The organism is Bradyrhizobium sp. HKCCYLS2038 (assembly GCF_051167655.1).
Classification (GTDB): domain Bacteria; phylum Pseudomonadota; class Alphaproteobacteria; order Rhizobiales; family Xanthobacteraceae; genus Bradyrhizobium.
On sequence record NZ_JBNPTM010000002.1, the window covers coordinates 908,624 to 929,767 of the forward strand.

The 21,144-nt window shown below is 65.9% G+C and carries 19 protein-coding genes and 1 pseudogene; 4 read left to right on the plus strand and 16 right to left on the minus strand.

What is annotated here, in order from left to right; all coding sequences use genetic code 11:
* Window positions 1-20: 20 nt before the first annotated feature.
* The 3 genes from ACQR1I_RS13335 to ACQR1I_RS13345 form a co-directional block, all read right to left on the minus strand.
* Window positions 21-905 carry an MlaD family protein gene (locus ACQR1I_RS13335; RefSeq protein WP_434865045.1) on the minus strand — a complete coding sequence of 295 codons (885 nt, stop codon included), beginning with the start codon at window positions 903-905 and terminating at the stop codon, window positions 21-23.
* Window positions 906-1,060: 155 nt separating this feature from the next.
* A complete protein-coding gene (locus ACQR1I_RS13340) occupies window positions 1,061-1,831 on the minus strand; it encodes an ABC transporter ATP-binding protein (protein ID WP_434865046.1) in 771 nt (256 codons plus the stop codon).
* 1 nt (window position 1,832) lies between these two features.
* The gene (locus ACQR1I_RS13345; RefSeq protein ID WP_434865140.1) at window positions 1,833-2,966 is read right to left on the minus strand and encodes an MlaE family lipid ABC transporter permease subunit; all 1,134 of its coding nucleotides are present in this window, start codon (window positions 2,964-2,966) and stop codon (window positions 1,833-1,835) included.
* Window positions 2,967-3,120: 154 nt separating this feature from the next.
* Here ACQR1I_RS13345 and dgcA point away from each other — a divergent pair, with 154 nt between their 5' ends.
* Window positions 3,121-4,116 (plus strand): N-acetyl-D-Glu racemase DgcA, encoded by a 996-nt coding sequence (gene dgcA / locus ACQR1I_RS13350; RefSeq protein WP_434865047.1) that lies wholly within the window; start codon window positions 3,121-3,123, stop codon window positions 4,114-4,116.
* On the opposite strand, the gene ACQR1I_RS13355 is transcribed toward dgcA, so the two are convergent.
* A complete protein-coding gene (locus ACQR1I_RS13355; RefSeq protein ID WP_434865048.1) occupies window positions 4,086-5,285 on the minus strand; it encodes an MFS transporter in 1,200 nt (399 codons plus the stop codon). The genes dgcA and ACQR1I_RS13355 overlap by 31 nt on opposite strands.
* Before the next feature lie 39 nt (window positions 5,286-5,324).
* Here ACQR1I_RS13355 and ACQR1I_RS13360 point away from each other — a divergent pair, with 39 nt between their 5' ends.
* Window positions 5,325-6,857 (plus strand): hypothetical protein, encoded by a 1,533-nt coding sequence (locus ACQR1I_RS13360; RefSeq protein ID WP_434865141.1) that lies wholly within the window; start codon window positions 5,325-5,327, stop codon window positions 6,855-6,857.
* 137 nt (window positions 6,858-6,994) lie between these two features.
* Window positions 6,995-8,674 (plus strand): caspase family protein, encoded by a 1,680-nt coding sequence (locus tag ACQR1I_RS13365; protein ID WP_434865049.1) that lies wholly within the window; start codon window positions 6,995-6,997, stop codon window positions 8,672-8,674.
* Window positions 8,675-8,684: 10 nt separating this feature from the next.
* Here ACQR1I_RS13365 and ACQR1I_RS13370 read toward each other — a convergent pair whose 3' ends face one another.
* The 4 genes from ACQR1I_RS13370 to ACQR1I_RS13385 all read right to left on the minus strand — a co-directional run bounded on the left by ACQR1I_RS13370 (window position 8,685) and on the right by ACQR1I_RS13385 (window position 13,344).
* Window positions 8,685-9,674 (minus strand): threonine ammonia-lyase, encoded by a 990-nt coding sequence (locus ACQR1I_RS13370; protein ID WP_434865050.1) that lies wholly within the window; start codon window positions 9,672-9,674, stop codon window positions 8,685-8,687.
* A gap of 45 nt (window positions 9,675-9,719) precedes the next feature.
* Entirely contained in the window at window positions 9,720-10,532 is an 813-nt protein-coding gene (locus tag ACQR1I_RS13375; protein WP_434865051.1) for a UDP-2,3-diacylglucosamine diphosphatase, read from the minus strand.
* A 164-nt stretch (window positions 10,533-10,696) separates the two neighbouring features.
* The gene (gene pyk, locus ACQR1I_RS13380; RefSeq protein ID WP_434865052.1) at window positions 10,697-12,115 is read right to left on the minus strand and encodes a pyruvate kinase; all 1,419 of its coding nucleotides are present in this window, start codon (window positions 12,113-12,115) and stop codon (window positions 10,697-10,699) included.
* A 155-nt stretch (window positions 12,116-12,270) separates the two neighbouring features.
* Window positions 12,271-13,344, minus strand: coding sequence for a tartrate dehydrogenase (locus ACQR1I_RS13385; protein ID WP_434865053.1), 1,074 nt, complete (start codon window positions 13,342-13,344; stop codon window positions 12,271-12,273).
* A 152-nt stretch (window positions 13,345-13,496) separates the two neighbouring features.
* Between ACQR1I_RS13385 and ACQR1I_RS13390 the strand changes: the two genes are divergently transcribed.
* Complete coding sequence (locus tag ACQR1I_RS13390) at window positions 13,497-14,414, plus strand: LysR substrate-binding domain-containing protein (RefSeq protein ID WP_434865054.1); 918 nt, start codon at window positions 13,497-13,499, stop codon at window positions 14,412-14,414.
* 256 nt (window positions 14,415-14,670) lie between these two features.
* Here ACQR1I_RS13390 and glgX read toward each other — a convergent pair whose 3' ends face one another.
* From glgX to ACQR1I_RS13430, 8 genes and pseudogenes are all read right to left on the minus strand, one after another.
* On the minus strand, window positions 14,671-16,905 hold the full coding sequence (gene glgX / locus ACQR1I_RS13395; RefSeq protein WP_434865055.1) for a glycogen debranching protein GlgX: 2,235 nt from the start codon (window positions 16,903-16,905) through the stop codon (window positions 14,671-14,673).
* Window positions 16,906-16,931: 26 nt separating this feature from the next.
* Window positions 16,932-17,207, minus strand: a complete 276-nt coding sequence (locus ACQR1I_RS13400; RefSeq protein WP_434865056.1) for a DUF3606 domain-containing protein — start codon at window positions 17,205-17,207, stop codon at window positions 16,932-16,934.
* 652 nt (window positions 17,208-17,859) lie between these two features.
* A complete protein-coding gene (locus ACQR1I_RS13405; protein WP_434865057.1) occupies window positions 17,860-18,174 on the minus strand; it encodes a DUF3551 domain-containing protein in 315 nt (104 codons plus the stop codon).
* Between the two features lie 232 nt (window positions 18,175-18,406).
* Entirely contained in the window at window positions 18,407-18,637 is a 231-nt protein-coding gene (locus tag ACQR1I_RS13410) for a hypothetical protein (RefSeq protein WP_434865058.1), read from the minus strand.
* A 140-nt stretch (window positions 18,638-18,777) separates the two neighbouring features.
* Window positions 18,778-19,203 carry a hypothetical protein gene (locus ACQR1I_RS13415; protein ID WP_434865059.1) on the minus strand — a complete coding sequence of 142 codons (426 nt, stop codon included), beginning with the start codon at window positions 19,201-19,203 and terminating at the stop codon, window positions 18,778-18,780.
* Window positions 19,193-19,447: a hypothetical protein gene (locus ACQR1I_RS13420; protein ID WP_434865060.1), complete on the minus strand. Its 255-nt coding sequence runs from the start codon at window positions 19,445-19,447 to the stop codon at window positions 19,193-19,195. Before ACQR1I_RS13420 ends, ACQR1I_RS13415 begins: the two co-directional genes overlap by 11 nt.
* A gap of 271 nt (window positions 19,448-19,718) precedes the next feature.
* Window positions 19,719-20,413: pseudogene (locus ACQR1I_RS13425) on the minus strand (VIT1/CCC1 transporter family protein).
* A 79-nt stretch (window positions 20,414-20,492) separates the two neighbouring features.
* Window positions 20,493-21,044: a cytochrome b gene (locus ACQR1I_RS13430; RefSeq protein WP_434865061.1), complete on the minus strand. Its 552-nt coding sequence runs from the start codon at window positions 21,042-21,044 to the stop codon at window positions 20,493-20,495.
* Window positions 21,045-21,144 lie beyond the last annotated feature (100 nt).

The window sequence follows — 21,144 nt, forward strand, 5'->3', positions numbered from 1 at the left end:
ATTCGCTACTCGCCGATCCCTCACCGCCGTCCGCTGGCGGCCGGCGCCGGTGCGGGAGTCGGCTGCGAGGCCTGGGCGTTGCTCGGACTGGCGCTCGAGTTGCTGGCGCCGAACAGGACACGGGTCGGGTTGCGATCGAAATTGTTCACGGCGCGGCTGATGTCGGACAGCGTCCTCCGGCCGTCGGCCATCAGCGCGCCGGAACGCTTGTCGAAGTCGTCGGCGAGTTCGCGGATCGACTTCACGGTCAGGAACAGCTCGCCGCCATCCTTGCCGCCGGCAAGCGTGTTGAGGCCGAGCATCAGCGTATCCGCCTTACCCATGATGCCGTCGACGCGGCTCATGACGCCGTCGATGCGCTCGGAGTTGCGCGCCAGCGACTGGGTAAAGACCTCGAGGTTCTTGATCGAGTTCTTCACGGCGTCCTGGTTGTCGGCGACGACCTTGTTGATGTTCTGCAGGGTGGCGCGGATCGCCTCGGTCACATCCTGCAGACGGGTCGGATCGGCGCGCAGCATCGGCACGCCGTCCTCGTCGAGCGGCGGCGGCGGCGCGGCCTCTTCCCCGCCCTTGAGCGAGATCGCCGCGACGCCGGTGAGGCCCTGGAATTCGAGCCCGACGAGCGTGTCCTTGCGGATCGGCGCGTTGTTCTCGACCATCGCCAGCGCCACCACCCGGCGCGGATTGTCGAGCTTCACCGAGATCACCTCGCCGACCCGGATACCGTTGAAATTGACGCTGCCGCCATTGCGCAGACCGGCTGCCGGCCCGTCGAACACGACCCGCAACGGGGTGCGCTGCTTGGTCGTGTGCAGGCTCTGGAACCAGAGGACAAAGCCAATCGCCGCCGCGATCACCGCCAGGGTGAACGACCCGATCAGGACGTAATTCGCCCGCGTTTCCATTACCAACTCCGGTACCGGCACGTCGCGGCGGACATCCCACCCGCCGCTCTCGTGCGCTCTCGGTTGGCGCCGGACCGCGGCACCCACCCCATCAGCTTAGTCGCAGGAGTCCCCACTCCCGCTCACAACAAAATTCGTCTCTGGAGTGCATCAAGCTACCCCATCACGGCGCGTGCGCGCTTGCCGTGGAAATACTGCCGGAGCCATGGATGCTCCGAAGCCTGCATGTCGGCCATCGATCCCGCAGCAATAATCTTGCCGTTGCCAAGCACCGCAATGCGGTCGCAGGCCGTGTACAGGCTGTCGAGATCATGGGTTACCATGAAAACCGTCAGACCCAAAGTGCGCTGCAGGGTCCGCACCAGCTCGTCGAAATCGCCGGCGCCGATCGGGTCGAGTCCCGAGGTCGGCTCATCCAGGAACACGAGCTCGGGATCGAGCGCGAGCGCGCGCGCCAACGCGACGCGCTTGATCATGCCGCCGGACAGCTCGCTCGGGAAACGATCGGCAACATCGGGCCGCAATCCGACCATCACCAGCTTGGCCACCATGATCTCGTCGAGCAGCCGCTGCGAGACCTTCAGATACTCGCGGACCGGAAACTGGATATTCTGCCGCACCGTCAGCGACGAGAACAACGCACCCTGCTGGAACAGCACGCCCCAGCGACGCTCGACGGCGCGACGGCCAGCGCGATCCGCGGCATCGAGATCGACGCCGAACACCTCGATGCGCCCGGCGAGCTTCGGCACCAGGCCGATGATGGTGCGCGTCAGCACCGACTTGCCGGCGCCGGACGGGCCGACGAAGCCCAGGATCTCGCCGCGTCTGACGTCGAGATCGAGGCCATCGAGCACGCGGGTCTTGCCGAACTCGACGGTCACGTCACGTACGCGGATGATCGGGTCGGACATCTCTGCCGTCATGTCACATCCCGACCGCCGCAAAGAAGATCGCGAAGATGCCGTCCATCACGATCACGAAGAAGATGCCCTTCACGACCGACGAGGTGGTGTGACGTCCGAGCGATTCCGCGCTGCCCTGCACCGCCAGCCCCTCGACGCAGGCGACGATCCCGATCACGGCGGCCATGACGGGTGCCTTGAGCAGGCCCACGGTGAAATGATCGATCGAGATCGCGTCGCGCAGCCGCAGCAGGAAGGCCTCGGGATCGACGCCGCCGTAGAACCACGCCACCAGACCTCCGCCATAGAGCGCGGCGATGTCGCCGAGGAAGGACAGGATCGGCAGCGCGATCACCAGTGCCAGCATGCGCGGCAGGATCAGCACCTCGATCGGATCGAAGCCCATCGTGCGCAGCGCGTCGATCTCCTCGCGCATCTTCATCGAGCCGAGTTCGGCCGTGTAGGCGCTGCCCGACCGGCCGGCGATCATGATCGCGACCAGGAGCACGCCGATCTCGCGCAGCACCAGCACGCCGAGCATGTCGACGACGAAGATGTCGGCGCCGAAGCGGCGGAAATGGAAGATGCCCTGCTGGGCGATGATGCAGCCGATCAGGAAGGTGATCAGCACGATGATCGGCACCGCGCGCCAGCACACCTGCTCGAGGTGGTGAATGGTCGAGGTGAGACGGAAGCTGCGCGGATGGATCAGCACCCGGCCGCTGGCGACGATCACGGCGCCGAGCATGTCGATCAACGCGGCCACGGTGCCGACGATACCGGCGACGCTGCGACCGATCTGCCCGAGCATGCCGGTGATGGTGACAGTCGTCGCCTCACCGCCGGGCGCCGCGCTGACGCGACGGACCTCGTCGACAAGACTGGCGTAGTTCGCCGACAGGCCGTCGATCCGGGCCTCGACGGTTCCCGTCGTGAAGCTGCGGCGCAGCCGCTCGATCAGCCAGGCACCGAACGTATCGAGCTTGGAGACCTGCGACACGTCGATACGAACGTCGACCTTCTTGCCGGCAAGCTTTTCGGCCTCGGCGACGAGGCGCTCGAGCGCGGGCGCAAACGGCGCCGTCCAGGCGCCGGTCGCACGCAGCGACAGCGCGTTGCCCTCGCCGCTTCGCTGCAGATCAGGGCTGCCCGTCACGACGACCACCTCGAAGCTGCCGATATCCGCGCCTTGACGAGAAAGATCCCACCGCGTCGCCACCACCTTGCCGGAGACCCCCATCAACAGCCATAGTCGGTGTCCGCGCGCAAGTCCCAAGCGCACGCCAGTTCACAAACCGCCTGACAATCAAATGACTTCCACCGGTTTTCCAATACTGGACGCCCATATCGGCCACTGGCCGATCTCCGGCAGCTTCACGATCAGTCGCGGCGCCAAGACCGAAGCGGTGACGGTGATCGCGGAGCTGCGACACGGCGCCATCGTCGGCCGCGGCGAATGCGTTCCCTATCCGCGCTACGGTGAGACGCCCGAGGGCGCGTTGGGCGCGCTGCTCGCGATGCGCGATGCCATTGCCTCGGGTCTCGATCGCGACGCGCTGCAGACCGCAATGCCGCCGGGCGCGGCACGCAATGCGCTGGACTGTGCGCTGATCGACCTGGAGGCCAAGCGCAGCGGCCGCCGCATCTGGGATCTGCTCGGCCGCCGCGCGCCGGAGCCGTGCGTGACCGCCTACACGATCTCGCTCGCCGCGCCGGATATCATGGCCAAGGCCGCCGCCAAGGCAGCGCACCGGCCGCTGCTCAAGATCAAGCTCGGCGGTGCCGGCGATCCCGCGCGGATCGCCGCCGTGCGGGCTGCTGCGCCGCAGTCGCAACTGATCGTTGACGCCAACGAATCCTGGACCGAGGCCAATCTCGAGTCCCATCTCGCGGCCTGCGCGGATGCCGGCGTGACGCTGGTCGAGCAGCCGCTCCCCGCCGGAAAGGATGAGGCACTCGCCAAGATGACGCGCCCGCTCGCGGTCTGCGCCGACGAGAGCGTGCACGACCGCAATTCGCTCGACGCGCTGCGCGGGCGCTATGACGCTGTCAACATCAAGCTCGACAAGACCGGAGGGTTGACCGAAGCGCTGGCGATGGCCGATGCCGCCCGCGCATCGGGCTTCGACATCATGGTCGGCTGCATGGTCGGGACCTCGCTCTCGATGGCCCCGGCGATGTTGCTGACACCGCTCGCGCGCTACGTCGACCTCGATGGCCCTCTTCTGTTGGCCGAGGATTGCCCGCATGGACTGTACTATCAGGACAGTCTGGTCTACCCGCCCGACGCGGCGCTATGGGGATGAAGCTTGAAGCGTTTGCGCGCGACCCACATCAGCAGGCCGCCAACCGCGGCCATCGCGGCCATCATGAGATAGACGCCCGGCCCGTATTGCGCATAAACCGGCCCTGACAGCGCCGAAGCCGCCGAGCCGACGATGCCGCTGGCGGCGGCATAATAGCCCTGCCCCCGCGCCGTCACATGCGCCGGCACCTGGCGAACCAGCAGCCCCATCGTCCCGATCAGCGTCAGTCCGAACGTGAAGCCGTGGCTGATCTGAACAGCAGCGAGCCCGAGCGCCTGCGGCTCCGTGGCCGTGAGCGTCCAGCGCAGCACCGCAGCGACAGCACCGATGATCACCAGGGTCGAGGGCGCCAGCGTGAACCGCGGGGAGAGCGCAAAGATCACGATCTCGGTGAGCACGCCCATGGTCCAGAGCCAGGCGATCGTCAGCCCGCTGAGCCCCTGTGCTCTCCACTCGATCGCGGAGAAGGTGTAGTAGGCGGCATGGCTGCCCTGGATCAGCGCCGACGCGATGATGATGCAGAGGAAGCTGGGATCGGCCAGCAGATGCCGCCCGTCCCGTGCCCGACCGGTGCTGCGCGGCAACGGAGGCAGCCGCTCGAGCAGCAGGCTGCTGACAGCACCGAGCACTCCGACCGTGACGATGATCCAGATCAGGTCAGTGGCCGCGAGCACGTCCGCTAGGCCGCCGCACAGCAGCGTTCCGACGACGAACGCAGCCGAGCCCCACAGCCGGAGCCGCCCGTAATTCAACCCGTAGCTCATCACCCCGCGCAGCGCGTAGGCATCCGTGAGCGGGAGCAGCGGCGTCCACAGGCAGCAGGTTGCCACATAGACGAGGAACACCAACCAGGGATCGTGCTGGAACGCCAGAACGGCAAATCCCGACGCAGTTGCGAAGGTGGCCAGCCGCATGCCGGCGCGAAGCGCCTGGCGGCGCTCCGCCATTGCGGTGATCAGCGGCAGCACCGTGAAGCGCGTTACCGCGGGAACGGCGATGACGATGCCGATCCACGACGCGTCCAGCCCGATCGCACGCAGCCAGACCGGGAAAAACGGCAGATGTGTTCCGGACAGCACGAACACCGCGCTGTAGAACAGCCCGAGACGGCCCGCGAATCGGCGCGCCAATACCGGCGATGTGGTGGAGATTTGTCGGGATAGTGGCATCAATTCAATTGCGATTCGATCAATATCATGGTGATCGTTATGCCAACGCGCAGCAACTTGCGCGATGGGTTTGCCATGGTCGATGAAGTCTTCGCCCTCTCGCCGATATCCGCCCGTGCGGCTCAGCCGAACGAGGCCGACTATGAGGCGATCCGCGACGCCTTCATGGAGACGTCCCGCGGCCGCTGGTTCCTGGGCGAGTACGCGAAGCGCAACCGCAACGCCGACACCAGCATGGTGCTGGATGCGGTTGCGCGCATCGAGCATGCGCTGGCGTCCCAGCGCCAGCAGCACCAGGAATTCGAGCGCGCCGACAGCAAGGCGCTGCCGGAAGCGCTGGCCTCGATCCGCGCCGCCGTCGAGGATGCGGCGCTCGCGACGGCGGCCGCCGTCGACGGCTTGGCGCTGGAACAGAATCTGGCCCCGGTGCGCAAGGGCACCCGGATCATCAAGGAGATCTCCTGGCGCTGGCGCGAGATCGGTGCGGACTCGCGCATCTGCGACCTGATCGACTCCCAGGTGACATCGATCGAGGCCGCTTGCGAGCAGCTGGCCAGCACCGACCCGAAGGTTGCGTTGCTGGCGGCGTTCGAGATCATCAAGACCCGTCTCAATGAGCTTGACCGCAACGAGGCCGCGACGCCTCCCGCGGGCCCGGAGCCCGTGCCAACCGGGCGAGCCGCTCAGGCGGCCGAGGCCTCGCCGTCTCCTGACGACGCCGGCGCTGCGACGATGCAGCCGGAAGCGGCGCAGAAGGTCGAGGCAGCCGTGTCCGAGCTGGTCGCGGCGGTCGCTGCGATCGAGCTCGCCGATGAGCAGCCCGTACGGCAGGCGACGGCTGTCAAGCCGACGGTGGAACCGCCGCCCGCGGCTGCGCTGGCGGACCCGCCTGTTGCAACGGTCGCCCCGGAGTCCGCAGCAGCATCCGCCGCCGAGGCCGAAATTGTGCCGCCGGAGACTTCGGTCGGTGCCGAAGCCAACGAGGATGCCGCGGCAGCCGAGGCGCAGGATGAAGCCATCCTGGAGCTGGTCGCAGCCGAGATGGGGGCGCCCGAGACCTTCGAAGACGAGGAGTTCGGCCGGACGCGAACGCTCGGCTTCGACATCGAGGAGCCGAGCGCCGTCGACGACGATATCGTGGCGAGCTTCAGTGCTTCCGCGCCGTTGACGGCGGAACTCGCGCCTGCGGCGGTCGAAGCCCCGGTCGCAAATACCAATGTGCAACCGGCGGCCTCCGCCGCCGCGCCGGCGCCTGCCACACCGCTGCCGCCGCGGGTCGAACTGGCGACCATGGAGTTCTCGGTCGCGGTCGAAGCAGCCGCCAGGATCGCCGCGGCAGCCGACACTCCCGCGTCACCGCCGCTGCAACACACTGCGATCGAGCGAGAGCCGCTTGCGCCAATCGCCAGCACCACCGCACAGCAGGCCATGCCAAAGCCGGCCTACGAACCGTCGCTGGGGTCCACCCTGCTGTCGAACGGTCTGTTGCAGCGCCCGCAGACTCCCGCCAACGATCCGTTGACGCCGATCCGCCGCATGAGCCAACCCGAGAAGATCGCGTTCTTCTCTTGAGGATCGGCAATTCTGGTCGTGTCGTCGACTGACGGAAGCTGATCACCGGTATCGGATAGGTGATGCCGGTCACGTACGCCGCCCGCCGACACGCTTAACCTTCTTCTCAAGCCACTTTGCTGCTCGAGGAGAACGCCGTGTCCGCTCCGCTGTCCCGCTCCCGTTACTTCGATTGGAAGCTCCTGCTCGTCGCCGGACTTCTGGTCTTGATCGCTGCACTCGGTCGAAGCCCGGCGCTCGCCGCCAGCAGCGAGATCGACGACCTGCAGACGCCGCCCCGTGCACTCGTCGCAGCGCCGCCAGCGACCACGGATGCCGCTCCGATCGCGACCGCGCAAGGTACTGAGCCGCGCGTGGCGCTGGTGATCGGCAATGGAAGCTATCAGAACGCTCCGCCGCTGGAGAACCCCGACAATGACGCCCATGCCGTCGCCAAGCTTTTGAATTCGGCGGGCTTCGAGGTGATCACCGCGACCGACCTGACACAGACCGAGATGCTCAAGGTGGTGCAGGATTTCTCGAGCCGCGTCGCCGCCCACGGGCCGAACGCCGTCGCCATGGTCTACTACGCCGGTCACGGCGTTCAGCTGGCGGGTGAGAACTATCTCATTCCGATCGACGCGCGCATTTCCGCTCCCTCAGACCTGACGACGAGCACGATCCGCCTGGTCGACCTGATGGCCACGCTCGATGCCGTTCCCAGCCGCCTGCGGATCGTCGTGCTCGATGCCTGCCGCAACAACCCGTTTCCCGCCGTCAACGATGCCGGCCGCGGCCTTGCCATCGTCGATGCACCCAACGGTTCGATCGTCGGCTACTCGACTTCGCCCGGCGAAGAGGCGCTCGACGGACGCGGCGAGCACAGTCCCTATACGCAGGCGTTTCTCAATCTCGCGCGACAGCCGAACCAGCCGATCGAGCAGCTGTTCAAGCGCATTCGTCTGCAGGTCAACCAGACGACCGATGGCCGGCAGACGCCGTGGGAAAGCTCATCCCTGACCAGCGATTTCACCTTCTTCGGCGACACGTTGGTCGCCGCGGCACGACCGGCGGACAATGCGCCGGTGGTGCAGATGGCAGCCAACCTGCCCAGCCGGTCGGTGCGGCAGGCCTATGACTACGTGCTGTCGGAGAACCGTCCGCAATACTACCGCGAGTTCATCGAGCTGTACCCGCGCGATCCGCTCGCCGACCGCATCCGTGCGCTGCTCGCCGGCCTGGTGCAGGCCGTCGCGTGGCACCAGACGGTGCTGGCGAACTCGCCGGCTGCCTACAAGAGCTTCAGCGACTCCTACGCCGATAGCCCCTATGCGCCGGTCGCGATCCGGCTGCAGGTCCAGCCCAGGACCATCCCGGTGCTGCAGCCCAGCCGCCTGATGGTGCCGCCGCACATGGTCCCGGTCATGCGTCCACTCAACGGCGGCGTCCAGGTCCGTCCCGCGCCGCTGCCGAACCTGCCGACCAAGAACCTGCCGCCGACGGTCGTCACCAATGGCAAGCCCATCAACAACACCGTTCCTGGCAAGGTGCTCGATGGGCGGCTGTCCGGTCAGAACAAGATCGTCGACAAGATCGTGCCGCCGTCGAATCCGCCTGCGGCGACCAAGATCCAGCGCGATCCTCTCAAACGCGTCACGGGACGCCCGTTCGAGACGCACGACGTCCGTCGTCCCGGTGGCAAGTCCGGCCCGTTCAAGCCGAACTTCGACGCGTCGCGCCCCGCGCTGACGCGGGGGCCTGGCCCGTCGCATTTTGCCCAATCCGGCCAGCGTCAGGGGGGCGGCGGATTTTCCCGGGGCGGCCTCGGCTTCCGCTGAGGCCGTTGGCTCAGGCGATCAGCCTGGCGTAGAGCTCGGCATCGACATTGCCGCCGGAGAGGACGATCACCACCGTCTTGCCGGCCACTTCGAGCCGGCCCGCCAGCAGCGCTGCAAGGCCTACCGAGCCGCCGGGCTCGACGACGAGCTTCAACTCCCGGAACGCGAAAGCGACCGCGCGGCCCACTTCGTCATCCGAGGCTTCCACCGCGGCCGACAGCAGCCGGCTATTGATGGCGAAGGTGATCTCGCCGGGGATCGCGGCCATCAGCGCGTCGCAGATGGTGCGCCCCTTGGCCCCATGCGCCTCGCGATGCCCGGCGCGGAGCGAGCGGGCATGGTCATCAAAGCCCTTGGGCTCGGCGACGACCATCTGGGTCTGCGGATAGCGCGCCTTGACCGCTGTCGAGACGCCGGCGAGCAAGCCGCCGCCCGAAGCCGGGACGACCACCAGATCAGGCGACGATCCGAGCGCGGCGAGATCCTCGGCGATCTCGCGGCCGACCGTGCCCTGCCCCGCGATCACGAACGGATCATCATAAGGCGGCACCACGGTCGAGCCACGCTTCGCGGCGATGTCGCGGGCGATCGCCTCGCGGTCCTCACGGTCGCGATCGTACAGCACGACGTCGGCGCCAAACGCCTTGGTCCGCTCGCGCTTGGCCACCGGCGCGTCGGAGGGCATCACGATGGTGGCGTGCATGCCGAACAGCTGGGCGGCATGGGCGACGCCCTGGGCATGATTGCCGGAGGAAAACGCGACGACGCCTCTGCCGTGGGCGTCCTTCGGGATCGAGGCGAGCTTGTTGTAGGCGCCGCGGAACTTGAACGAGCCGGTCCGCTGCAGCACCTCGGGCTTCACGAACACGTTCGCCTTGAACAGATCGCTGAGCACCGGTGCCGGTAACAACGGTGTCCGCACGGCGACGGGTGCAAGAACACGGGCCGCCGCATCGATGTCGGCGACGGTGACGGACGGGATCGGAGCATGGGCTGCCATGCTCGCATTTTACCGCGCCCGATCGCCGCGAAGCAAGGGACAGCCTCAAGCCGCGCGCGCCGCCAGTTGCGGAACCGCGGCGGGCTGGCGCTGCGGGTCGGTCCAGGTCAGGATCTCGAAGCGGCCGTCCTCGTGCTCGACCAGGGCCGTACAGCTCTCGACCCAGTCGCCGCAATTCATGTAGCGGATGCCATCCTGGTCGCGGATGACGGCACAATGGATGTGGCCGCAGATCACGCCGTCGGCACCATGCCGCCGCGCCTCGGACGCGAGCGCGGTCTCGAACGCGCCGATGTAGTTCACCGCGTTCTTGACCTTCTGCTTTGCCCATTGCGACAGCGACCAATAGGGCACGCCGAACATGCGGCGGAAGAAGTTGACCAGACGGTTCATCTGGATCGCGAAATCATAGGCCTTGTCGCCGAGATGGGCGAGCCAGCGGGCGTTCTGCACGACGAGATCGAAGATGTCGCCGTGAATGATGAGATAGCGCTTCCCGTCCGTCCCGGTGTGGACGATGTTCTCGACGACGTCGATGCCGCCGAAATGCGTGCCGTAATAGCCGCGCAGGAACTCGTCGTGATTGCCCGGCACGTAGACGATCTTGGCGCCCTTGCGCGCCTTGCGCAGCATCTTCTGCACGAGGTCGTTGTGCGACTGCGGCCAGTGCCAGCTCGACTTGAGCGCCCAGCCGTCGATGATGTCGCCGACCAGGTAGATGGTGTCGGCGTCGTGGTGCCGCAGGAAATCGACGAGGAGATTGGCCTGCGAGCCCCTGGCTCCGAGATGTACGTCGGAGATGAACAACGTCCGAAAGCGCTTCGTCGGGCTTTCTTCACCAGCAGTCTCAAGTCCCATGCGCGCCCACCTAACAGTCCCTGATGACACTGCGATGACGAACGGAGGCTCCCGAGGGCCGTTCGCATGACGACTCGCGATGTCATTCGCCACGCCCCGCGATACCAGCGGGGTGCGACAATCAGGCGACAGGCAGGCGGCGCAGGCAGGGAATCGGCTGCCTCCTATCGGGGCACGGCGACGACGCGCAGATTGTTCGTCGTGCCGGCCTGCGCGAACGGGATGCCGGCAACGACGACGAGCAGGTCGCCTGCGGCCGCGAACTCCTCCTGGACCGCGAGCACGGTCGCGCGCTCGACCATCTCCTCGTAGCTCTGCACGTCCTGCGACAGCACGCTGTGCGCGCCCCACAGCAGGCACATCCGCCGCGACGTGTCCTCGTTCGGCGTGATCGCGAGAATCGGCAGGCTCGGCCGCTTGCGGGCGACGCGCGAGGCCGAGGTGCCGCTCGACGTATAGGCGACGATCGTCCTGGCGTGAATGGCCGAGGCGAGGTCGGCCGCCGCAGTCGCCACGGCATGCGGCGGTGTCTGCTCCTCGTCGGGCTGCGTCGCCTGGATGAGCGAGCCGTACATCTTGTGGTTCTCGGTCGCCTTGATGATGCTGTCCATCATCGCCACCGCCTCGCGCGGATATTGCCCGCTGGCCGATTCCGCCGACAGCATCACGGCATCGGCGCCGTCATAGATCGCGGTCGCGACGTCGGAGACCTCGGCGCGCGTCGGCGTCGGCGTCGCCACCATCGAGTCCAGCATCTGCGTTGCCACGATCACCGGCTTCACCGCGAGCCGGCAGGCGCGCACCAGCTCCTTCTGCTTGCCCGGCACGTCCTCATTCGGAATCTCGACACCGAGATCGCCACGCGCCACCATGATCGCATCCGACAGCTGGATGATGTCGTCGATGCGATCCAGCGCCGCGGGCTTCTCGATCTTCGACATGATGCCGGCGCGGCCGTTGATCAGGCCCCTCGCCTCCAGCACGTCCGACGGCTTCTGCACGAACGACAGCGCGACCCAGTCGACGCCGAGCTTGAGCCCGAACGCGAGATCGGAGCGGTCCTTGGCCGTCAGTGGCGACAGCTCCAGAATGGTGCCCGGCAGATTGACGCCCTTGTGATTGGAGATCGCGCCGCTGACGATCACCTTCGCCTCGATCCAGTCGTCACCCAGCCCCATGACGCGCACGCGCACGCGGCCGTCATCGATCAGAAGATCGTGACCTGGCGCGACTGCCGCAAAGATCTCCGGATGCGGAAGCGGAATGGCACTCTTGTCGCCCTCGGTGCCTTTGAGCACGAAGCGAATGGTCTCGCCGGCTTCGACCTGGATCTTCTTGTCGCGCAGCGTGCCGACGCGAATTTTCGGCCCCTGCAGATCCATCAGGATGCCGATCGGGCGCTGCACGTCCTTTTCCAGCGCGCGGATCGCGGCATGGACCTTGGCGTGATCGGCCTGCGTACCGTGGCTGAAGTTGAGACGAAACGTGTCGACACCGGCAAGGAACAACGCCTTCAACATCTCCGGAGAATTGCTCGCGGGGCCGACGGTCGCGACGATCTTGGCTCGACGGTGACGACGCATATAGTGCCCTTTCTGCCTAGCTCATGTGTCGCGTCTTGATGACATGCATGTGATTGGCATGCGCGGACGCAGCGGAAGCGCTGGTATACGCCCCGCAGCGTTCATTGCAAGCGCGACGCCGGGCACGCCGAGATTGTACGGGAGATTTGCACGCCTCAGACATTGGAGCCGTGGATCGCATCGATGACCGCATCTGTCACGTCCTTGGTCGTCGCCTTGCCGCCGACATCCGGCGTCAGTATGCCGGCTGCACACACCTTCTCCACCGCTACCATCAGCCTGATGGCCGCGTCCTTCTCGCCGAGATGCTCGAGCATCTGCGCGCCGGTCCAGAATGTCGCAACGGGATTGGCGATGCCCTTGCCGGTGATGTCGAACGCCGAGCCGTGGATCGGCTCGAACATCGACGGAAAGCGCCGCTCCGGATCGATGTTGCCAGTCGGCGCGACGCCGAGGCTGCCGGCGAGCGCACCGGCGAGATCGGAGAGAATGTCGGCATGCAGATTGGTCGCGACGATGGTGTCGAGGCTCTTCGGCTGCAGCGTCATGCGCACCGTCATCGCGTCGACCAGCATCTTGTCCCAGGTCACGTCGGGAAATTCACGCGCGACCTCGGCAGCGATCTCGTCCCACATCACCATGCCATGGCGCTGCGCGTTCGACTTGGTGACGACGGTGAGAAACTTGCGCGGCCGCGACTGCGCCAGCTTGAAGGCGTAGCGCATGATGCGGGTGACGCCGACGCGGGTGAACACCGCGACTTCGGTGCCGACCTCTTCCGGCAGCCCACGATGCGCGCGGCCGCCCATGCCGGCATATTCCCCTTCCGAGTTCTCGCGCACAATCACCCAGTCGAGATCGCCGACGCCGACATTGCGCAGCGGCGAGGCGACGCCCGGCAGGATCTTGGTCGGACGCACATTGGCGTACTGATCGAAACCTTGGCAGATCGGCAGCCGCAGGCCCCACAGCGTGATGTGGTCGGGCACATCGGGCGCACCGACGGCGCCGAAATAGATCGCATCGAACTTCTTCAGCTCAGTGAGGCCGTCGGCCGGCATCATCACGCCGTGCTTCTTGTAGTAGTCCGAGCCCCAGTCGAAGGTCTTGACGTTGAAGCTGAGATCGCCGGAGCGCTTCGCAAGCGCCTCGAGCACGCGGACGCCGGCGGAGATGACCTCGGGGCCGATGCCGTCGGCGGGGATGGCGGCGATGGAATGGGTGCGCATGGAACGAGCTCCGTGTGAGGGGTGCGGCGACAGCACCAGCCGGCCGGCGACGAAACATGGACCATAGGCGGTTGCCTGGGCCGGCTTCAATGCTCGCATCATTATACAAAAAAATGATATAATCCGGTCCATCGCCTCACGGGACCCGTCTCATGGAATTGCACCAGCTCCGCTGCTTCGCCGCCGCCGCCGAGGAGCTGCATTTCGGCAAGGCGGCGCAGCGGCTGCAGATGCTGCCGTCAGCGCTCGGTCGCCAGATCAAGCTCCTGGAGGACGACCTCGCGACGCCGCTGTTTGCGCGGACGACACGCGCGGTGTCTCTGACCCAACATGGCACGTTGCTGCTGCGGGATGCGCGCAGCATCCTGGCGAAGGTCGAGGCGGTGGAGACGTCGTTCCGCCGGCGCGCACGCGGCGGCAAAGCGCAGAAGCTGCGCGTCGGCGCCATCGACAGCGCGGCTGCGGGCCTGCTGCCGCAGCTGCTGCATGATTTCAGGGAGGCGCATCCCGAGATCGCCGTGCAGCTGATGGAGGAGAAGACGATCCGGCTGCTGCCCAAGGTGCTCTCCGGCGCGCTCGACCTTGCTTTCATCAGGCCGCCGGAGCGCGGCGATGCCAGGCTCGAATTCCGTGCGCTACTCAGCGAGAGCGCCGTGGTCGCGCTGCCGCAGCGGCATCGGCTGGCGACGCGTGCCTCGGTGTCTCTGGCTGACATTGCCGACCAGCAGCTGATCGTACCGGACCGGCGGTCGCGGCCGCACAGCCACGACCTCACCATGAAGCTGTTCGCGCAGGCCGGGCTGTCGCCCGACATTGCGCAGTTCGCCGACGAGAAGCAGACCATCGTCCATCTCGTCGCCGCGCGGCTCGGCATTGCCATCGTGCCGCGCTGGACCTCGCGGCTCGCCGTCTCCGGCGTGCGCTTCGTGCCGCTACGGCTGAAGCGCGGCAGCGCGATCGGACGCCTGCCACTGGCCGCCGCCTGGCTGCGCGGCTCGCGCGACCCGGCGCGGGAGGCGATGCTGGGGGTGCTGGAGAAGCGGCTGGCGAAGTATGCGCGCGGTGCGTGAGGTAGTGCCATGCGCGTCGCACGAATGACGCCGTCGCAGCTCGGCCTCATGGTTCGAGACGCGCGCCAAGCGGCGCGCTCCTCACCATGAGGGTTGAGGCTTTGGCTCGGAGCGCCAGAGCTCGCAGCTGCCCCAGAGCGCTCGCGCAACAAACACCGCCCTCGTCCTGAGGAGCGCGCCGCTTGGCGCGCGTCTCGAAGGACGGCTGTGGGCACCCCTGCCCCCACACTCCTGACAATCGATCCCCCAAACTCCCCTACCCCAGCGGCGTCTCCGCGATGTCGAGCAGCGCGCCGAGGCCGTGGCGGAGGCCGCGCATCGGCTGCTGCTCGGAGGACAGGCCGAGGGCCAGCATGGAGCGGCCGGTAACTTCATAGACATGGCCGAACGGCAGCGACTGCACGTGCGCGTCCGGCTGATTGGTGTCGATCAGCGCCAGCCAATTGTGCCCCTCGGGCACCGACGGCAAGGTGAAGTTCACCACGTCGTGGTGCGCATTGTAGATCAACAGCAGGGTCGCATCCGAGCCGCGGCGCCTGACGCCGGTCTCCTGGGCGCGGCCGTCGAGCAGCATGCCGAAGCAGCGCGCGTTGCCGTCGGTCCACTGCTCGGTCATCATCTCCTCGCCGGAGGGCGCGAGCCAGGTCACGTCCTTGACGTCGAGCTCCTCGTTGAGCGAGCCGACCAGGAAGCGCGAACGATAAAGGATCGGAAATGCCTTGCGCATCGCGATCAGTTTGCGCGTGAACTCGCGCAGCTGCCGGCCAGATGCAGTGATGCCCATCCAGTCCAGCCAGCTGATCTCGTTGTCCTGGGCATAGGCGTTGTTGTTGCCATCCTGGGTATGCCCGAACTCGTCGCCCGCGAGCAGCATCGGCGTGCCGTGCGACAGCAGCATCGTCGCCAGCATGTTGCGCTTCTGCCGTTCGCGCAACGCGGTGACCTCGGCATCGTCGGTCGGCCCCTCGACCCCGCAATTCCACGAATGATTGTTGCTGTGGCCGTCGCGATTGTCCTCGCCGTTCGCCTCGTTGTGCTTGTCGTTGTAGGAGACGAGATCGTTGAGATTGAAGCCGTCATGCGCGGTGATGAAGTTGACGCTCGCCCACGGACGGCGGCCGCGCTTGTTGAACAGATCGCCGGAGCCGGAGATGCGTTTGGCGAAGTCGGCGATGGTGCCGCCATCGCCCTTCCAGAACGCGCGCGTGGTGTCGCGGAATTTGTCGTTCCACTCCGCCCAGCCCGGCGGAAACTGGCCGACCTGATAGCCGCCCGGGCCGATGTCCCAGGGCTCGGCGATCAGCTTGACGCCCGACAGCACCGGGTCCTGACGGCAGGCATCGAGAAAGCCGCCGCCCTCGTCGAAACCATAGGGCTCGCGCGCCAGGATGGTGGCGAGGTCGAAGCGGAAGCCGTCGACCCGCATCTCGGTCGCCCAATAGCGCAGCGAGTCGGCCACGAGCTGGAGGACGCGCTGATGCGACAGGTTCACCGTGTTTCCGGTGCCGGTGTCGTTGATGTAGTAGCGCTTGTTGTCCGGCAGGAGACGGTAGTAGCTGGCGTTGTCGATACCCTTGAACGACAAGGTCGGACCGAGCTCGTTGCCTTCGGCGGTGTGATTGTAGACCACGTCGAGGATGACCTCGATGCCGTTGGCGTGGAACTGGTTGACCATGGTCTTGAACTCGGTCGCGAACGGTGTCTTCAGGTAGCGCGGCTCGGGCGCGAAGAAGCCGATCGAATTGTATCCCCAATAGTTGCGCAGGCCCTTGTCGATCAGATAGCTGTCATCGATGAAGGCGTGGATGGGCAGCAGCTCGGCCGATGTGATGCCGAGGGAGCGCAGATAGGCCGGAATGTCGTGATGCGCGAGGCCGGCGAAGGTGCCGCGTTCGGCCTCCGGCACCAGCGGATGCAGCTTGGTGAAGCCCTTGACGTGCATCTCGTAAAAGACGGTCCGCTCCCACGGAATCTCCGGCTTACGCGAGGTGCCCCAGGTGAAGGCGGGATCGATCACCCGGCACCTCAACATCAACGGCGCGCTGTCGCGATCGTCGAACGACAGATCCTTGTCGGCATGGTCGAGCTGATAGCCGAACAGTTCGGGCCCCCAGCGCAACTGACCGACGAGCTGCTTGGCGTAGGGATCGATGACGAGCTTGTTGGGATTGAAGCGGTGGCCGGCATCCGGCTCGTAGGGCCCGTGCACGCGGTAGCCATAGACGGTGCCCGGCCGCGCGGTCGGCAGATAGCCGTGCCAGACCTCGTCGGTGTATTCCGGCAGCTCGATGCGCTCGAGCTCGGTCTCACCTCGCTCGTCGAACAGACACAGCTCGACTTTCGTGGCGTGCGCGGAAAAGATCGCAAAATTGACGCCGAGCCCGTCCCAGGTCGCACCGAGCGGAAACGGCCGGCCTTCGCTGATCTTGACCTTGCGCAAATTGAAAGCGGCCTGCGTCAGGGCGTCCGCCCTGTCAGTCAGTTGATCCATCACTGCCCCCTTTTATGCAAAGCCCGTCAGCTGGCCGGTGGTGTGTCGTCGGGCATGATCACCTCAGCCTTCGTCTCGGTCACGGTCACCGAGGCGATCACGGCGCCGGCCGGTACCGCCAGCTTCGCGGCGCGCTGCTGCGTGACCTCCTTGTTGATCGCCGTGATGGAATTGCCGATACGTCCGACCATCTCGGCCAATTCGGCGGGCGTCATCTTCAACCGCTTGGTCACGACGCGGACCTGGGCCTCATCGGTCATGTCGAGCTTGTTGCGGTTCGGCTGGATTTTGGCACGGCGCATTGGCGATCCCTTCTTCATGCCAACTAACCTTGGCTGCGGAATTTGGTTCCCTCGCGCGAGCTGCCGCGGGTCGCATGCGACGTCTCGTGACATGAGTCACTGCTCTCGCGGCGTCATCCGCCCGAGTCTTGTCATCGCTGTTGCCCTCGGATCAGGCAGAGGGCGCGGGGAATGCCGGGCGCTGGCCTCGCCCATGGCCCGCCTGCAGAAAAAAAGCAGGCGGCAGTCACCACAGGTTCAGCCGAGACATCCCGGCATTCCCCGCACGATGGTTTTCACGCTTATCTCGCGCTCTTCCCGGTGTCCGGCTTGTAGCCACCGTCGCCCGAAGGATCATCATGACCTCCGGACTTGACGCCAGCCTCGGGGCGCCAGAACCACGCGTCTTCACGTCCGCAAGCCTGCCGTTCGTCGGCGCAGGTTTCCCCACGCTGCAGCACGCCCACAGCCACCGCATCCCGCGCCCAACGTATCGTGACGATCGCGACGCGCCCCTCTCGAGGAGCACGGGACCGGGACAATCAAGCATGATTTCCGAAAAATAGCAATAGATTTATTTTTAACAGAAATGAGAGAGAGATTGATCAGCTCGAGCGGACGGCGGGTGCACGTCCGTTGAAACTCGACCGTGTCGTCCGACGCAATCGGACGTCTAGCGCGGAGGCCGACGGCGGCCTGGCTCGGACGGGGGTTGTGCATAAGGGTTCAGTACGCACGTAGCAGAGCGGCCCGCGGCCTCGGCCTGGCACGCGTCCCATGACAGATACTGACACGAGATCGTGCTGGAACCGCCGCGCTTCCACACCTGGAGGCACACCGGACCATCGCCGCCGAACCGTTGCGCCGCGGCCGGAGCGGTTGCAAACAATGTGATAGAAGCCACGAAGAGAAGCGCACGCGTCATCACATGATCATGGCATGTGACTGACGAATCCGAAAGGGTCTGGTCTGCGGCCTGTGGCCTCATGGTTCGAGACGCGTCGCAAGAGCGACGCTCCTCACCATGAGGATTACAACTTTGCTGCAGAGAAAAGCCCTCATCCTGAGGAGCCCGCCGCAGGCGGGCGTCTCGAAGGATTGCCGCGGAAAGACTGCACGCGCAGCCACTTTCACCTATACGAGACCCTATGTAGCGGTGGGTGCGCGCGGTGGGCACGGCGCGGGAGTGCCTGCCTTACAAGCTCACATCCGGGCGCGACTTAGATGTCCCAGTGCTTCATCCACAAGGCCAGAAACCCCGTGATCATCACCACGGTGGCGATCAGGGCCATCAGGATCAAGCCCACCTTCCAGAAGCGTCCACATACGACAAGGACGAACAGCAATGCAAAAGGATCGCTTGCGGCCGTTGCGACCGTCATTGCCGCCGCGTCGGCGAGAGACGGTTTGCGTTCCGGAGCGTCTCTCAAATTCGATCGCTGGCGACCCACGATAGCCTCCGCTCAAAGATCGACCGCGGCTTGTCAGCCAACGTAAGTAGGCCTTCGAGAATTGCGAACGCCCGAGACGTCACAAGGCCTCTTCGATGAGACGAAGAGAGGCTTCGACGGTTCACCGGTTCGGTGTCAGGTCACGCGGGCTTGATCTTTGACGGCAGCAGGGTCGGTGTGCGCGCACCTGCCGTGGGCAGCAGAAAGGTGCTGCGCGCGGCCTCCGAGTTCAGCCGTTCCGGAGCATACCAGTTGTGAAGGATCGCCTTGTCCTGCAGGTCCGTGTTCAAGTCGAGGAAATCCTCGACATCGGACGTCGGGCGGTCGAGTCGACGTTCGGCGATCAACGACAGGAACGCGATCGTGATGGTGTGGTGGAAGGCCTCGGGTCGGCCGGCGCGCGCCGCGATCGCTCTGAGCGTGCTGCTGAAGATGTGCGCTGCCGTCGTGAAATCGTACCTGTCCAGGAGTTCGTAGCCGACGCGCAAATGGTCGACATGGCGAAACGTCGTGTTGTCGATCTCCGCCCGCAGAAAGCGGGCGACGAGACTGCACTCATCCTGCATCGGGGGCCTCCGTCAGCCGGTGAGCGTCTTCGGCACACAGGTCCAGCCCGTACACTTCCTTCAGCCGCGCGATCTGCCGCAAGGTCTCCGGCGAGAACGGCAGCTTCGCCTCGAACGCATGAAGCACGATGCCTTCGAGGAGATCACCGAGCGAAAGATCGAGATACTCGGCAAGCGCTTTGAGGACCTTGAGCGTGCGCTGCTCGATCCGCACGCCGGTCTGGATACGTTGAACGTCTTTCATGTTACCTATGTACCAAGGTAACGCGCCACAGGCAAGAGGCAGCCGTCGGATTTATCGTGGGGCTCTACGAAGGGGGGATGGTCCCGGAGGCAACGCGCGACGCGTCACCCACAGCTGTCGCCCCCGCGAACGCGGGGGCCCATAACCACAGGGTTTGTTTGTCTTGCGCGGGACTCGCAGCGGGCCTGTTTCAAACATCACGGGGTGTGGGTCCCTGCGCAGCGCGCGCAATTGCGCGCTAGGCAGGGACGACACCTGTTGTCTGGGCGCGCTACCCGAACAGATGCGCCAGCCAGAAGGCGGCGCCGGCGGCGACGCCTCCGACGAGCGCGGTCTGCAGTGCGGACTTGATCTTGCTGACGCCGGTGAAGTGGCCCTTGATGCCGCCGAAGATGAGCAGCGCGATGCCGGTCGCGACCACCGAGATGCGCATCGCCGGCGCGATGTCGTGGACCAGCATGTAGGGTACGAGCGGAATCAGGCCGCCGATCACATAGGAGCCGCCGATCGTTATGGCGCTGACCGGCGCGCGCTTCGGGTCGGGCCGTTCGAGGCCGAGCTCGAAGCGCATCATGAAATCGACCCAGCGCTTGCGGTCTGCCGCGATGGATTCGACCACCGTGTCCAACTGCTGGCCTTCGAGACCGTAGCCGCGGAAGACCTCCGCGACCTCCGCGATCTCGCGGTCGCGCAGGCGCTCGACCTCGTCGTGCTCCCGCTTCTCCTCGGCGGCATAGTGCTCGGCGTCGGTGCGGGCGGCGAGATAGCCGCCGAGGCCCATCGCGATCGCGCCGGCGACGACCTCGGCGAGGCCGGCGGTGACGATCACATCCGTGGTGGTGACCGCCGCCGACAGGCCGGCGGCGAGCGCGAACGGTACCGTCAAGCCGTCGGCCATGCCGATCACGACGTCGCGGACGCTCTCGGAGCGGTGAAGTGCTTCTCGACATGAGGCGTGGCCGGCATGGGACCTCCGATTCGATCTTTGATGGAAGCCTTCTAGACCGTTTCGGCCACAGCCCCGATGACATGTCTCAGCCCCGGCTCATCCCCGCAGGCCCGGCACCATCCGCTTCAAGGTGCGATCGTGCAGCCAGTAGTGATGCAGCAGCGCCGCTCCGGCGTGAAGACCGATCAGAATGATCAGGCCGTTGGCCAGCACCTCGTGCATCTCTTTCAGGTCATGCGCGAAGGTGCGGTCGCCGACCCAGGGCGAGGCGATCTCGAACAGGCCGAGCACCGGCAAGGCAGTGCCGCGGGCGAATTGCGTGAGAATGCCGAGTACGGGAATCGCGAACATGATGCCGTAGATCAGCAGGTGCACGATCTCGCTGACGTGAACCGTCCACGATCCCAGTTTCGTCGCTTCCGGGACCGGCGGCGGATCGGCGAGACGCCACGCCAGGCGGGCGAGCGCGAAGCCGAGCATCGCGAGCCCGAGCGAGACGTGCATGAACAGACCGGTGTCGTGGGACTGCCGCGACAGCATGTCGCCGAGATGGCCCGAAATCCAGGCCGCTGGCACCAGCACGGCGACGATCCAATGCAAACCGATCGCAACGGAGCCGTAGGTCTTGGCGGAATTTCGAATACGCATGGCAGCCTCCTCGGGTCAGATGTCCGCCTCTCCTGCGGGAGCGCGGAAGCGATATGACTTGAGGCTTAGCTCAGCGCGGGCGACGCGGCGCTGACGCCGG